At 73.8% G+C, this 14,169-nt stretch carries 12 protein-coding genes; 3 read left to right on the top strand and 9 right to left on the bottom strand.

The window, feature by feature from the left end; all coding sequences use genetic code 11:
- The first annotated feature begins 7 nt into the window (after positions 1 to 7).
- On the top strand, positions 8 to 859 hold the full coding sequence (locus ASG41_RS19640) for an LON peptidase substrate-binding domain-containing protein (RefSeq protein ID WP_056299329.1): 852 nt from the start codon (positions 8 to 10) through the stop codon (positions 857 to 859).
- A gap of 150 nt (positions 860 to 1,009) precedes the next feature.
- Here ASG41_RS19640 and ASG41_RS19635 read toward each other — a convergent pair whose 3' ends face one another.
- From ASG41_RS19635 to lspA, 6 genes are all read right to left on the bottom strand, one after another.
- Positions 1,010 to 1,696: a hypothetical protein gene (locus ASG41_RS19635; RefSeq protein WP_235564935.1), complete on the bottom strand. Its 687-nt coding sequence runs from the start codon at positions 1,694 to 1,696 to the stop codon at positions 1,010 to 1,012.
- Between the two features lie 59 nt (positions 1,697 to 1,755).
- On the bottom strand, positions 1,756 to 5,319 hold the full coding sequence (gene dnaE / locus ASG41_RS19630; RefSeq protein ID WP_235564934.1) for a DNA polymerase III subunit alpha: 3,564 nt from the start codon (positions 5,317 to 5,319) through the stop codon (positions 1,756 to 1,758).
- Positions 5,320 to 5,524: 205 nt separating this feature from the next.
- The gene (locus tag ASG41_RS19625) at positions 5,525 to 5,971 is read right to left on the bottom strand and encodes a GNAT family N-acetyltransferase (protein ID WP_056299322.1); all 447 of its coding nucleotides are present in this window, start codon (positions 5,969 to 5,971) and stop codon (positions 5,525 to 5,527) included.
- A 5-nt stretch (positions 5,972 to 5,976) separates the two neighbouring features.
- The gene (locus ASG41_RS19620; protein WP_056299319.1) at positions 5,977 to 6,762 is read right to left on the bottom strand and encodes a CPBP family intramembrane glutamic endopeptidase; all 786 of its coding nucleotides are present in this window, start codon (positions 6,760 to 6,762) and stop codon (positions 5,977 to 5,979) included.
- Between the two features lie 21 nt (positions 6,763 to 6,783).
- On the bottom strand, positions 6,784 to 7,716 hold the full coding sequence (locus ASG41_RS19615; RefSeq protein ID WP_200939141.1) for an RluA family pseudouridine synthase: 933 nt from the start codon (positions 7,714 to 7,716) through the stop codon (positions 6,784 to 6,786).
- Between the two features lie 20 nt (positions 7,717 to 7,736).
- Positions 7,737 to 8,324 carry a signal peptidase II gene (gene lspA, locus ASG41_RS19610; RefSeq protein WP_056299775.1) on the bottom strand — a complete coding sequence of 196 codons (588 nt, stop codon included), beginning with the start codon at positions 8,322 to 8,324 and terminating at the stop codon, positions 7,737 to 7,739.
- Between the two features lie 289 nt (positions 8,325 to 8,613).
- Here lspA and ASG41_RS19605 point away from each other — a divergent pair, with 289 nt between their 5' ends.
- The gene (locus ASG41_RS19605; RefSeq protein ID WP_235564933.1) at positions 8,614 to 10,158 is read left to right on the top strand and encodes a malate:quinone oxidoreductase; all 1,545 of its coding nucleotides are present in this window, start codon (positions 8,614 to 8,616) and stop codon (positions 10,156 to 10,158) included.
- A 65-nt stretch (positions 10,159 to 10,223) separates the two neighbouring features.
- Here ASG41_RS19605 and ASG41_RS19600 read toward each other — a convergent pair whose 3' ends face one another.
- Both ASG41_RS19600 and ASG41_RS23800 read right to left on the bottom strand, forming a co-directional pair.
- The gene (locus ASG41_RS19600) at positions 10,224 to 11,183 is read right to left on the bottom strand and encodes a phytanoyl-CoA dioxygenase family protein (RefSeq protein ID WP_056299317.1); all 960 of its coding nucleotides are present in this window, start codon (positions 11,181 to 11,183) and stop codon (positions 10,224 to 10,226) included.
- On the bottom strand, positions 11,180 to 12,043 hold the full coding sequence (locus ASG41_RS23800) for a bifunctional 2-polyprenyl-6-hydroxyphenol methylase/3-demethylubiquinol 3-O-methyltransferase UbiG (protein WP_056299314.1): 864 nt from the start codon (positions 12,041 to 12,043) through the stop codon (positions 11,180 to 11,182). The genes ASG41_RS19600 and ASG41_RS23800 overlap by 4 nt, the downstream gene beginning before the upstream one ends.
- Positions 12,044 to 12,130: 87 nt before the next feature.
- Here ASG41_RS23800 and ASG41_RS23795 point away from each other — a divergent pair, with 87 nt between their 5' ends.
- Positions 12,131 to 12,982, top strand: a complete 852-nt coding sequence (locus tag ASG41_RS23795; protein ID WP_056299311.1) for a bifunctional 2-polyprenyl-6-hydroxyphenol methylase/3-demethylubiquinol 3-O-methyltransferase UbiG — start codon at positions 12,131 to 12,133, stop codon at positions 12,980 to 12,982.
- Here ASG41_RS23795 and ASG41_RS23290 read toward each other — a convergent pair.
- Complete coding sequence (locus ASG41_RS23290; RefSeq protein WP_082557144.1) at positions 12,866 to 14,167, bottom strand: MFS transporter; 1,302 nt, start codon at positions 14,165 to 14,167, stop codon at positions 12,866 to 12,868. The two genes, ASG41_RS23795 and ASG41_RS23290, sit on opposite strands and share 117 nt — an antisense overlap.
- Positions 14,168 to 14,169 lie beyond the last annotated feature (2 nt).

The raw sequence follows: 14,169 nt of genomic DNA, 5'->3' as shown, positions 1-14,169 counted from the left end.
TGCTCCCGTGGGCGAGCTGATCCCGTTGTTCCCGTTGAGCAGCCCCCTGTTCCCCGGCGTCGTGCTGCCGCTGCAGATCTTCGAACCGCGCTACCGCCGGCTGGTCGCCGACCTGGCGTCCTCCACGGACCCCCGGCGTCCGCGCTCCTTCGGCGTCGTCGCCATCAGGCAGGGCTGGGAGGTCGAACGCGTCGCGCCCGCCGAGGCGCTCTTCGACGTGGGCTGCACCGCCGTGCTGCGGGCGGTCACCCCGCAGGCAGACGGCGGCTACCGGATCGTCACGGTCGGCGCCGACCGGTTCCGGCTGCTGGACGTCGTGGTCGGGGACGACCCGCCCTACCTGCAGGCCGAGGTCGAGTGGCTGCAGGAGGAGGAGGCCGCCGAGGAGGCCGCCGGCGACGCCGACGGGCTCACCCCGCCGGACACCGCCTCCGACGAGGTCGTCAGCTCCGTGGCCCGCGGCTCCCTGTCGGTGCTGGTGCGCAGCGTCTCGGACCTGTTCGCCCGCTACGTGACCGAGGTCGCGGCGCTGCGCGGCGGGCTGGACGCCGACGAGGAGGACGCCGAGCTGCTGGCCGACCTGGGCCTGGACGGCGACGACGACCTCGGGCAGGCCGGCTCGGAGACCGCCGCACTGCTCCGCCAGGTCGGCGACGACGCCCGCGGGCTGTCCTACCTGGTGGCCTCGGCCGCGCTGCTGACCACCGAGGACCGCCAGTCGCTGCTGGCCGAGTCGGCCACCCGGCGCCGGCTGGCCGCGGAGTCCCGGCTCCTGCGCCGGGAGCTCACGATCCTGCGCGAGCTGGGCGCGGTGCCGGTGCCGCTGCAGCAGTTCGCCGGACCCCTGACCCCGAACTGAGCCGGGCGCCCGCTGCCTGATCCGCTCGGCCGCCGAGATCGCAGGACGGGCACGGAGACACGCCGCCGTCAGGCGTGCCACCGGGCCCGTCCTGCGATCTCGGCACGGCGCACGGTCGCGCGGCGGTGTGGTGCCTGGTCGCGGCCCCGGTCAGCGGGGCTGGGTGGTCCCGGGCGGCGTGATCGGCCCTGGTGCTGTGGGCGGACCGCCTGTCCACGGCTGGTCACCGGTCACGTGGCCGCCGGACGACGAGGCCGCGCCGGGGTACGACGGGGCGGCAGGGTCGGCCGGGTCGGCGCGGCCCAGGTCGTCGCGTGAGGTGAGCACGGTGGCGACCAGGTAGACCACGACCGCGGTGAACGGGCCCACGGCGAGCGCGGCCAGCGCGTTGAGGTCGACCGCGGTGGTCACGACGGTGCCCACGGTGGCCAGCTGGTCGGCGGTGGGCCCACGGCCCAGCAGCGCCCCCACCTGCCACGCGGCGAGGGAGGCCAGCAGCATGCCGCCGGCCAGGCAGGACAGCAGCACCACCCCGCGCCGGGCGCGGAGGACGAACCAGCCGACGAGCCCGGCCAGGAGGCCGAGCGCGGCCAGCACCAGCACGTAGACGCCGTCGTCGCTCATGAACAGCTCGGGGCTGACCAGCCCGCCGCCGACGACCTCGACGCCGCCGTCGGTGGAGGTGACCCGGAAGTCCACCCGGGGCGCCAGCCACACCCAGACCAGCCCGGCGAGCGCGCCCAGCACCAGCAGCGCCAGGACCACCCGCAGCCCGACCGAGGCGTCGTCGCGGCTGCCGCGCAGGCCCGGCACCCCCACCGGCACGGCTGCCGGCACAGCTGCCGGCGGTGTGGCCGGGACCGGTGCGGCCGCGCCCGGACCGTCGGCGGACAGGCTCACAGCAGCGCCACGCTGGTGGGCCCGAGCAGTGCCTTGATGTCGCCCATCAACGCGGTGCTGGGGCGGACCCGCAGGCCCTCGGCCAGCCGCAGCACGGTCTCGCGCTGGCCGTTGACCAGCTTGAGCTGCACCTCCGTCGTCCCGGGGTGGCTGCCCAGCACCTCACGCAGCCGCTCGACCACCGGCGGGGTGCACCGGGCGGCGGGCATGGAGACCAGCACCGGCCCGCGCGGGCCCTCGGTCAGCTCGGGGACGGTCACCTCGGAGCCGAACAACGACGGGGTGTCGTCCCGGCGGGAGATGCGGCCCTTGACCACGACGATCTGGTCGCGGGCCACCTTGTCCTGCACCTCGACCCAGGTCTTGGGGAAGAAGAGCACCTCGATGCCGGCCTCGAGGTCCTCGATGGTGGCGATCGCCCAGGGCGCGCCCTGCTTGTTCGTCCGCGGCGACACCGCGGTGAGGATGCCGGCCACGGTGACGTTGGCGCCGTCCTCGACCCCGCCGGAGATGATCTCGGCCAGCGCGGTGTCCGCGTGGCTGGTGAGCACGTGCTCCACGCCGTGCAGCGGGTGGTCGGAGACGTAGAGGCCCAGCATGTCGCGCTCGAAGACCAGCCGCTCGGACTTGGACCAGTCCGCGGTCGGGATGGCGATGTCCAGGGCCGCGTTCAGCGGGTCGTCGGCGCCGAGGTCGCCGCCGCCGAACAGGTCGAACTGTCCCTCGGCCTCCTTGCGCTTGAGGCCCATCGCGGAGTCCACGGCCTGCACGTGGATCGCCGCGATCCCCTGCCGGGAGTGGCCCAGGGAGTCGAAGGCGCCGGCCTTGGCCAGGGACTCGATGACCTTCTTGTTGCAGGCGACCGTGTCGATCTTGCGCATGAAGTCGGAGAAGTCGCGGAAGGCGCCCTTCTCCTCCCGGGCCCGGCGGATCGAGTCCACGACGTTGTGCCCGACGTTGCGCACCGAGGCCAGGCCGAAGCGCACGTCGTTGCCGACGGCGGTGAAGTCCCAGGAGGACTCGTTGACGTCGGGCGGGAGCACCTTGATGCCCATCCGGCGGCACTCGGCCAGGTACACCGGCCGGCGGTCCTTGTCGTCGCCCACGCTGGTCAGCAGCCCGGCCATGTACTCGGCGGGGTAGTTGGCCTTGAGGTAGGCCGTCCAGTAGGACACCAGCCCGTAGGCCGCCGAGTGCGCTTTGTTGAAGGCGTAGTCGGCGAAGGGGACCAGGATGTCCCACAGCGTCTTGACCGCCGCGGCGGAGTAGCCGTTGGCCTTCATGCCGGCCTCGAAGCCGACGTACTCGGCGTCCAGCACGGACTTCTTCTTCTTGCCCATCGCGCGGCGCAGCAGGTCGGCGGTACCCAGGGAGTACCCGGCGACCTTCTGCGCGATCGCCATGACCTGCTCCTGGTAGACGATCAGGCCGTAGGTCTGGCCGAGGATCTCCTCCAGGGACTCCGCGAGCTCCGGGTGGATCGGGACGATCTCCTGCTGGCCGTTCTTGCGCAGCGCGTAGTTGGTGTGCGAGTTGGCACCCATCGGGCCCGGTCGGTAGAGCGCACCGACCGCGGAGATGTCCTCGAAGTTGTCCGGGCGCATCAGCCGCAGCAGCGCCCGCATCGGGCCGCCGTCGAACTGGAAGACGCCCAGGGTGTCCCCGCGGGAGAGCAGGGCGTAGGTGTTCGGGTCGGTGAGGTCCTTGCTGATCTCGTCGAGGTCGACGGGGTCCTTGCCGTTGGTGATGATGTTGCGCAGCGCGTCGTCGATGACGGTGAGGTTCCGCAGGCCCAGGAAGTCCATCTTCAGCAGGCCGAGGGTCTCGCAGGTCGGGTAGTCGAACTGCGTGATGACCGCGCCGTCGGACTCCCGCCGCATGATCGGGACGCTGTCGATGAGCGGGAAGCGGCCGATGATGACGCCGGCGGCGTGCACGCCCCACTGGCGCTTGAGGCCCTCCAGCTTGCGGGCCTGGTCCACGACCTCGGCGGCGCCGGGGTCGGACTCGTAGCGGGCCCGGAACTCCGAGGCCTCCTTGTAGCGGGGGTGGCTCGGGTCGAAGATCCCCGACAGCGGGATGTCCTTGCCCATGACGCCCGGGGGCATCAGCTTGGTCAGCTCGTCGCCCACCGAGTAGGGGCGGTCCAGCACCCGGGCGGCGTCCTTGATCGCGGCCTTGGCCTTGATCGTGCCGTAGGTGACGATCTGGCTGACCCGCTCCTCGCCGTACTTCTCCGAGACGTAGCGGATGACCTCACCGCGCCGGCGCTCGTCGAAGTCGATGTCGACGTCGGGCATGGAGACGCGCTCGGGGTTGAGGAAGCGCTCGAAGATCAGGCCGTGGGCCAGCGGGTCGAGGTCGGTGATGCCCATGGCGTACGCGGCGAGGGAACCGGCGGCCGAGCCACGGCCCGGGCCCACCCGGATGCCCTGGTCCTTGGCCCAGTTGATGAAGTCCGCGACCACGAGGAAGTACCCCGGGAAGCCCATCTGGACGATGATCCCGACCTCGTAGTCGGCCTGCTTGCGCACGTGGTCGGGGATGACCCCACCGGGCCAGCGCTTGTGCAGCCCGCGCTCGACCTCCTTGACGAACCAGGAGGTCTCGTCCTCGCCCTCGGGCAGCGGGAACCGGGGCATCAGGTCCGCGCCCTCGGTGAAGGACACCTCGCACTGCTCGGCGACCAGCAGCGTGTTGTCACACGCCTCGGGGGTCTCGGAGAACAACGACCGCATCTCCGCCGCGGACTTCAGGTAGTAGCCGTCGCCGTTGAACTTGAAGCGGTTGGGCTCGTTGAGCCGCGAGCCGGTCTGGATGCACAGCAGGGCGTCGTGCGCGTCGGCGTCCTCGCGGTGGGTGTAGTGCAGGTCGTTGGTGCCCAGCAGCGGGATGCCGAGGTCCCTGGCGATCTCCAGCAGCATCGGCTTGGTCTTCTTCTCGATGTTGAGACCGTGGTCCATGACCTCGGCGTAGAAGTTCTCCTTGCCGAAGATGTCCTGGAAGTCCGCCGCGGCCTGCCGGGCGCGCTCCTGCTTGCCGGCACGCAGCCACATGTTGACCTCGCCCGACGGGCACCCGGTGGTGGCGATGAGGCCCGTGCCGTACCGCTCGAGGAGGTCCCGGTCGAAGCGCGGCTTGCGGTACTGGCCCTCGAGGCTGGCCAGCGAGGAGAGCCGGAACAGGTTGTGCATGCCCTCGGTGGTGCGGGCCAGCAACGTCATGTGGGTGTAGGCGGCCTTGCCGCGGTTGGACCCGCCGTCGCCCTCCTCGTCGATCAGCTTGTCGCCGAACTCGAACGGGGCGCGGTCGAAGCGGGATCCGGGCGTGTAGTAGCCCTCCATGCCGATGATCGGCTTGACCCCGGCGGCGTTGGCCTGCTTGTAGAAGTCGTAGGCGCCGAACACGTTGCCGTGGTCGGTCATCGCCAGTGCCGGCATGCCCTCGGCGGCCGCGGCCTTGGTGAGCTCGGGCAGCTTCGCGGCACCGTCGAGCATCGAGTACTCGGTGTGCACGTGCAGGTGCACGAAGTTCTCGCCGGCCGGGGTGCTGCTGCTCACGGGTGGGTGTGCTCCTCACGGGTCGCGACGACCTGACCGGGGTGCGGGCAGGACGGCGGATGGGGCTGGTGACCGGCGGGGAAGGCCGTTCGAGCGGTCGTGCGCGGGGTGTCGCGTGCGCCGACCGGACTCCCCCGATCCTCGCACCTGACGGTGTGTACGCCGAGGGTCTGACAGAACGTGTCCGGCGACGAGGACCACTCCCTCACGGTGGGCCCGCGGGCTCCCCACCGAGGACACGGCGCATCGTGACGTGCGCGATGCCGGCCTCCTGGTAGGGCTCCCCCACCGCCACGTAGCCGGCCCGCTCGTAGAACCGGCGGGCGGTCAGCTGGGCGTGCAGCTCGACCTCCGCGGCGCCGAGTGCCACGGCCGCGCGGTGCAGCTGGGCGAGCACCGCCGCGCCGTGCCCGCGGCCGCGGACCGACGGGTCGGCCGCCATCCGGCCGACCACCCACCGGCCCTCCCGCTCGACCAGGCGGCCCACGGCGACCACCCGCCCGGCGTCGTCGCGGGACAGCGCGTGCACGGCGGTGGCGTCGGCGGCGTCGGACTCGATCTCGGCGGGCACGCCCTGCTCGACGACGAACACCCGGTGCCGCAGGGCCGCGACCTCCGGCCAGTCCGCGGCCCCGGCCAGTCGCGCGGTCACCGGCTTCACCTCGCCGTCCGGACGGCGGGCAGCGCGGTGGCCGGCACCAGCAGGAACCGCAGGTCGATGACGGCGTGCAGCAGGACGGGCAGCAGCAGCGAGCCGGTCTGCAGGTAGAGCGCGGCGAGCACCCCGCCCAGCACGCCGGTGGTGAGCACCCCGGCCATGCCCTGGTAGGCGTGCGCCAGGCCGAAGGCGACCGCGGCCACGACGACCAGCCCGCCGGTGGGCAGCGTGGGCGCCACGGCCGCGACGACGGCGAGGAAGAACCCGCGGTAGAGCCACTCCTCGCACACCCCGGCGGTGACCCCGACGAGGGCGAAGAGCCGCCGCTCGGGCACCGAGCGGGGCAGCAGGGCGACGGTGGACTGCACCGGCGGCTCGCTGTGCCGGCCCTCGCCCGGCCTGGGCCGGGGCGGCGGCGCGGTGGCCAGGGCGCCCGAGCGCAGCGCCCGGGTGGAGACCCCGACGAACCCGACCAGCAGCAGGCAGGCCAGCGTGGTGACGACGCCGGGCCACTGCTGCGGCCAGCGCAGGCCGAGCTGCCCGCCGTCGACGTCCGGGGCGGCCAGGAAGACCACCAGCACGAGCAGGGCCAGGCCCCACTCCAGGACCAGCAGCCGCCGGTAGAACGACCGCCGGGCCCGGGCGTCGGTGCGCATCCGGTCCTCGAACCGACGGTGCAGCACGTGGCCCACGAACGGCTCGCCCACCACCAGGTACCCGGCGATCACGACCGCGGCCAGCTGGGCCGGGCCGAAGTCGGCGAGGGAGTCGGGCAGGCCGGTCACGGTGTGCGCACGTCCCCCGGGTCAGGCCTCGTCGCTCAGCCGGCCCAACGCCCCGGCGAGGTCGTCGGGGTAGGTGCTGGTGAACTCGACCCAGCGGCCGTCGGCGGGGTGGGCGAAGCCCAGCCGCATGGCGTGCAGCCACTGCCGGGACACGCCCAGCCGGGCGGCGAGCGTCGGGTCCGCGCCGTAGGCCATGTCCCCGACCAGCGGGTGCCGCATGGCCGAGAAGTGCACCCGGATCTGGTGCGTGCGGCCGGTCTCCAGCTTCACGTCGACCAGCGAGGCGGCCGGGAAGGCCTCCAGGGTGTCGTAGTGGGTGACCGAGGGCCGCCCGGTGCTGACGACGGCGAAGCGCCAGTCGTGCTTGGGGTGCCGGTCGATGGGCGCGTCGATGGTGCCGCGGGACGGGTCGGGGTGGCCCTGGACCAGGGCGTGGTAGCCCTTGTCGACGGTGCGCTCCTTGAAGGCCTGCTTGAGCACGGTGTAGGCGTGCTCGCTCTTGGCCACGACCATCAGCCCGGTGGTGGCGGCGTCCAGGCGGTGCACGATGCCGCGCCGCTCTTCGGCGCCGCTGGTGGACACCCGGTAGCCGGCTGCGGCCAGCCCGCCGACGACGGTGGGCCCGTCCCAGCCGGGGCTGCCGTGGGCGGCGACCCCGACGGGCTTGTCGATGACCACGACGTCGTCGTCGTCGTGCACGATGCGCATCCCGGTGACGGGCTTGGGGGCGGCGGGCTCCCCGGGCGGGGGCGGCAGCTCGACCTCCAGCCAGCTGCCGGCGGTCAGCCGGTCGCCCTTGCCGCGGGCACGGCCGTCGACGAGGACGGCGCCGGCGTCGGCGAGGTCGGCGGCGACCGTGCGGGTGAGCCCGAAGAGGCGGGACAGCGCCTGGTCGACGCGGGAGCCCTCCAGGCCGTCGGGCACCGGGAGCTCACGGTGCAGGCTGGCGGTCACCCCGCCATTGTGACCGATGGTCAGGGGGTGGTCGGCCCGTCGTCGGTGGCCTTCTCCCCGCCGCGGTCGCGGGAGCCGTCGAACTCGATGCCGCGCAGGGCGAGGACCGCGCCCAGCACGCCGCCGCAGACGATGGCGGAGTCGGCCACGTTGAAGATCGGGTAGAAGCCGCCGTCGGGCTCCAGCAGGGACACGAAGTCCACGACGCCGCCGCGCAGGAAGCCCGGGTCGCGGAACACCCGGTCCACCAGGTTGCCCACGGCTCCGCCCAGGACCAGGCCCAGGGCCACGGCCCAGCCCGTGCTGTACAGCCGGCGGGCCACCCGCACGATGACGACCACGACGACGGCGGCGATCAGGCTGAACACCACGGTGGCGCCCTCGGCGAAGGAGAAGGCCGCGCCGGTGTTGCGGTAGTTGGTGAGGTACACCAGCCCGCCCAGGGTGCGGATGTTCTCCGCCGGCCCGATCAGGGCGACGACGGCGAGCTTGGTGACCAGGTCCAGCGCGAACACCCCGAGGGCCAGGCCGATCAGCAGCCGGGTCCGCGAGGGCCGGCCCGCCGGGGTGCTCGCGGTCGTCTCGGGGGTGCTGGGGTCCTCGGCCACGCGGGCGACGGTACCGACCGCGACCCCCGCAGCAGGCAGGACGGCGGACGACACAGCGGGCATGCCCGACGACGGCAGCACCGTGGCCTGCCGACGACATGGGGGTGACCTGGCGGTGGCACGGCGGTGGCACGGCGGTGGCACGGCGGTGGCATGGCGAGGGTCACACCACCCGGACTGCGTGCTGACCCGCGCGGGGGACGACCATGGCGGTCGGATCGGCGATCCCGCTCCCCCTGACAGCACCGACGCTGCACCGCCGCAGCAGCGCGCCCACAGGAAGGCCCTCGTGACCACCCCCGCGACCAGCGCCCCCCGCAGCACCCCCGTGATCCCCGATGCGTCCCGGCCGGACGTCGTCCTGGTCGGTGGCGGGGTGATGAGCGCGACGCTGGCTGCCCTGCTGGGCATCGTGGCCCCCCAGTGGTCGGTGACCCTGTTCGAGGCCGGTGACCACGTCGCCGGGGAGAGCTCGGACGGCTGGAACAACGCCGGCACCGGCCACTCCGCGCTGTGCGAGCTGAACTACACGCCCGCCGGCAAGGACGGCGTGGTCGACCCGAGCAAGGCGATCACGATCAACGAGCAGTTCCAGGTCTCGCGCCAGTTCTGGTCTCACCTGGTGCGCAGCGGCCTCACCGACTCCCCCAAGCACTTCATCACCCCGGTGCCGCACATCAGCTTCGTGCACGGCGAGGAGGGCCAGCGCTACATGCGGGCCCGGCACCAGGCCCTCACCGCCTCCCCGCTGTTCGAGGAGCTCGAGCTCACCACCGAGCAGTCCGAGCTGGCCTCCTGGGTGCCGCTGATGATGGAGGGCCGCGACCCCGCGCAGCCGGTGGCCGCCACCCGCTCCACCGCCGGCACCGACGTCGACTTCGGCTCGCTGACCCGGCTGCTGCTGCGCCAGGGCAGCGACCGCGGCCTGGCCGTGCACACCGGGACCAGCGTGCAGGACCTCAAGCGCACCGCGGACGGCCGCTGGGACGTCACCGCCCGGCACCACGCCAGCGGCCAGGAGTTCACCGTCAGCGCGGGCTTCGTGTTCGTCGGGGCCGGCGGCGGCGCCCTGCCGCTGCTGCAGCGCGCCGACATCCCCGAGATCAAGGGCTTCGGCGGCTTCCCGGTCTCCGGGCTCTTCCTGCGCACCCGCAACCCCGAGCTGGTCTCCCGGCACCAGGCCAAGGTCTACGGCCAGGCCGCCGTGGGTGCGCCGCCGATGTCGGTGCCGCACCTGGACCTGCGGGCCATCGACGGCGACCAGTCGCTGCTCTTCGGCCCCTACGCCGGCTTCTCGCCCAAGTTCCTCAAGGCCGGGTCCTGGCTGGACCTCCCGCGGTCGGTACGGCTGGGCAACATCGGCTCCATGCTCGGTGTCGCCCGCACCCAGACCGCACTGACCCGCTACCTCATCGGCCAGGTGCTCCAGCGCCCCTCGGACCGCATCGAGGCCCTCGAGGAGTTCGTGCCCACCGCCGACGGCGACGACTGGGAGATGATCACCGCCGGTCAGCGCGTGCAGGTCATCAAGCAGGACGAGAAGGGCCGCGGCGTCCTGCAGTTCGGCACCGAGCTGATCGTCGGCGCCGAGGGCTCCATCGCCGGTCTGCTGGGGGCCTCCCCCGGTGCCTCGACCGCCGTGGCCGCCATGCTGGACCTGCTCCGTCGGGCCTTCCCGGACCAGGAGCAGCGTTGGGCCCCGCTGCTGCGCGAGGCCATCCCGTCCTACGGCCGGAAGCTGTCGGACGACGCGGCCCTGATGCGCGAGGTCCGCGAGGAGACGACCGCCACGCTGCAGCTCACCGGACCGGTGGAGCTCGCCGCCCAGCACTGAGCCGGCGACGTGCAGAGCCCCCCGTCCGCGAGGACGGGGGGCTCTCGTCGTCCCGGCTCGACGCGCTAGGAGACGACGGGGTTCATCGGGGTGTCGATGACCTCACCGGGCTGCGCCCCGGGGAGGAACTGCTGCCACTCCCCCGACACCAGGGTCGGCGAGGGCACCACCTTCGCGCCGTCGGCGAAGTAGGTGGTGGCCAGCACCATCCGCGGCGCCGTCGTCCGGTTGGGGCCGGCGGTGTGGAAGCACAGGCTGGAGTGCACCGAGATCTCCCCCAGGGCGAAGGGCCCGTCCTCGACCGAGACGCCGGACTCGGCGAAGGCGCCGGACACGGCCCGGTCGTAGCTGGCGTCCTTCGTGGAGAAGGACACGTCGTCGACCAGGCGGTGCAGGTCGACGCCGCGGGCGAAGGACAGCGGGCCCATCTCGCGCGGGGTCTCCTGCAGCGGCATCCACACGGTGGCGACCGACTGGCTGTCGATCGGGAAGTGGTGGTCGTCGAAGTGCCACGGCGTCCGGCCGCACGCGGGCTCCTTGGCCAGCACGTTGTCGTGGTAGACCCGCACGTCGTCGACGGCGAGCAGGTCGGCCACGATCCGGCCGAGCCGGCGGCTGAGCACGAAGGCGGCGATCTCTGCCGAGTGCGTCCACATCAGCTCGTCGCTGGTGAACCGACCCTCGGGCCGGTCGCGGCCGGCCGCCTCCAGGTGCTCGACCAGCAGCCGGCGCAGCCGGCTGACCGCGGCCGGCGGCAGCACCGCGGGCAGCTTGACGAAGCCGTCCCGGGCGAAGGACTCCCGCTGCTGTGCGGTGACCGGGTAGACCTCGGCCAGCAGCGCGTCCAGCTCGTCGGCACCGGGCTCGGGCAGCCGGGCCGGCTCGTCGACCTCGGTGAGGGGCCCCTGGTCGCCGCCGTTGTCGGCCAGCGTCAGGTACCAGTCCCACCACTCGTTGTTGTCACCGGTCCAGGCGGTGTCCAGCCCGTCGCGCGCGGCGTGGGACTGGGAGACGTTGCCGCTCACGCGTGACGCACCGTGAGGAGGGCGACCTGGTGGTCGAAGACCCAGCGGCCGTCCTCGACGCAGGAGGCGAGGTAGCCCCCCACGACCGGGTCGGCGAGCATCTGGTCCAGGGACACCGAGTCGTCGAAGACGCAGCGCTGCAGGAAGCCCTCGGCGGTCTCCCGGTCGTCCTGGGCGACCGACGTGCGGTAGGTCAGCAGCTCCTCGGTCACGGTGACCGGGAGCGCCTCCAGGGCCTCGCGGACCTGCTCGGCCGACGTGTACGGCGTCCGGACGCCGGCGGGGTCGAAGGACCGCCGGAACGCCTCGTCGACGACGAGGTAGTGGGAGGAGCTGGTGGCCTGGGCGACGACGCCGAGACCACCGGGGGCGATGGCCTCGACGAACCGGGTCATCCCGGCAGCCAGGTCGGCCTGCGGCAGGGCGTACAGCCCGTGGGTGGACCAGACGACGTCCCACCCGCCGTCCCGGACGACGAGGTCCTGCAGCGTGCACTCGTGGTCGACGGCGCCCTCGAAGGGCGGCGCGAGCGTGCCGCGGGCCTCGTCCAGGCTGAAGCGGGAGGGGTCGAGCAGGTCGGTCTGGACGGTGAGGGACCCGGCCAGGGCGGCGACCGGCTCGGTGGCGAGCAGGGCGGTGGGGAACTTGCCGCTGCCGCAGGCGACGTCGAGCAGGTGGACGCGGTCACCGCCGGCGGCGAGGTCGGCGAGCGTGCCGGCCCAGTCACGGGCGAGGGCGAGCTGCCGGTAGTCCTCGGTGGCGAGGGCGTAGAAGGCCTCCATGCCGCGGCGGCCGGACTCCGACCAGTGGGCCAGGCTCGCGGACACGGTGTCGGTGGTGGTGCTGACGGGTGGGGGCACGCAAGGACTCTGCGCCCCACCGCGCCCGCTGTCCAGCGCACCTGCGTCAAGAACGATTACGCAGCTCGGTGTGGTTGTGTTCCGGGCGTGACAAGCCTCGCCACCCCGCTCGAGCTGCTGCGCAGCACCCTCGCGGGAGGCTCCGGGCTCCGCCCCCTGGACGCCACCGCCTACGCGCGCGCCCACCGAACCTACGAGGCACACAGCGACCAGCGGGCCCTGCTGGCCGACCGGCTCGGGACCGTCCTGGACGACGCACTGCCCGGCACGGAGCCCCGGTCGGTGCTCAGCATCGGTCCCGGCGACGGCAGCCTGGACGCCCCGCTGGCCGCCGGGCTCGCGCCCGGTCGCGGCCGGCTGCGCTGGGTCGCCGCCGAGCCGGACGGCGCCGTCGGCGCCCGCTGCCGGGACCGGCTCCAACGCGCCCTGGGGCACGCCGGGGAGGCCGTGCTGCACGAGGGCACGTTCGACTCGCTGGCCGACACCGTCGGCGACGAGCCCTTCGACGTCGTCCTCGCGGTGCACTCCCTCTACTACGTGCCCGACCTGGCCGAGGCCCTCGACGCGGCCCGCGACCGGCTGCTGCCCGGCGGCATCCTCGTCCTCGCACTGGCGCCGCTCGCCGAGCTCAACCAGCTCACCGAGGCCGTCGGTCCGGGCAGCCACCGCTGGTGGAGCGACCAGCTGCCCGCTGCCCTCGCGGCCGCCGGCCTGGCCGGGACCACGACGCGGCTGGCCGGCCGGCTCGACGTCACCGACTGCCTGGACCGGGACTCGGCGACCGGCCGCGAGGTGCTGGACTTCCTGGTGGGGGCGGACTGCTCAGGCCTGGACGCCGACACCCACGCCGTGCTGCTGGACGCCCTGGTCGCGGTCAGCAGCCGGGACGGCGACCGGCTGGTCGCGCCGCACCCGGTGGACCTCGTCGTCGCCTCCTGAGGCGTCAGGGCGGTCGCCTCCTGAGGCGTCAGGGCGGTCGCCTCCTGAGGCGCGACGGCCGCAGGGTCCTGGGCCGCGGGTGGTCGCCCGGGTGACGCCGGCCGCGACCAGGACCACCACGGCTGCCGCGCCGAAGGCCACCGGGACACCTCGTCCCAGCAGCGCCGAGGCGACCGGCGCACCGACGCCCTGACCCAGCAGCAGGGCCACGAAGAACGCCGACACGGCCGGGCCGGGGGTGGCGGACACCTCCGCGGCCCAGCCGATCAGCACCGAGGTGGCCGCGGTGAAGCCCAGCCCGAAGGCGATCGCGGCCACCGCGGGCACCGGGCCGACCGGGGGGACGGCGAACCCGGCGGTGCCGGCGGCGGTCAGCAGCAGCGAGCCCGTCATCGCCGTCGGGACGCCGGCCCGGAGCAGCCGCGGGGCCGCCCAGGCGGCCCCGGTCGCGCCGACGCCCAGGCAGACCCAGACCCCGACCGCGGCGTCCGGGACGAGACCGCGGTCCTCGAGGACCGCCCGGCCGTGGGTCCACACCGCCGCGCTCCCCGCGCCCAGCAGGACGGCGACCACGAGGGGTCCGACCCAGCCGGGCCCGACGTCGGGCCGGACGCGGTGCACGGGTCCCCCGGCGGCTCCCCGGGACAGCGCCAGCACCGCGACGGTGACCAGCGCGGTGGCCACCGCGGCGACCAGCCAGCCCGCCTGCCACCGCTGGGCGAGCAGCAGGGCGACCGCACCGGCGGCGACCAGGCCGGGCCCGGTGCCCGCGTTGACCACGGCCTGTGCCCGCGGCTCGTCGGGCCCGGGGACCGCGCGGCGGACCAGCACGACCAGGCCCGGGGAGGCTGCGCCGGCCCCGGCGCTGGCGAGCACCACCGAAGCGGCGAAGAGCGTGGCGGACCCGGCGACGGCGACCCCCAGGGAGCCGGCTACGGCGACCCCGCCGGCTGCGGCCACCACGGTGCGGGGCCAGCGCTGGCAGCAGGCGAAGGCCACCGCGGCGGCCAGGCAGTAGGCGACCGAGGTCAGCCCGGACACCACCCCGACCGCGCCGGTGGACAGCCCGAGGTCCTGCTGGGCGGCCGGCACGGTGAGCCCGAAGGCGTAGCGGACCAGCCCGTAGGTGCAGGCGATCAGTGCGGTGGCGGCGGGTACGAACGGCGTCCATAACGGTCGTTTCATTG

This window comes from Modestobacter sp. Leaf380, from assembly GCF_001424485.1.
GTDB lineage: Bacteria > Actinomycetota > Actinomycetes > Mycobacteriales > Geodermatophilaceae > Klenkia.
This window is presented reverse-complemented; position numbering and strand designations above follow the sequence as displayed.

What these genes read in the sequence shown, in the direction of transcription:
- ASG41_RS23290 (WP_082557144.1), bottom strand. Translation starts at nt 14,167, where the DNA reads ATGAAACGACCGTTATGGACGCCGTTCGTACCCGCCGCCACCGCACTG.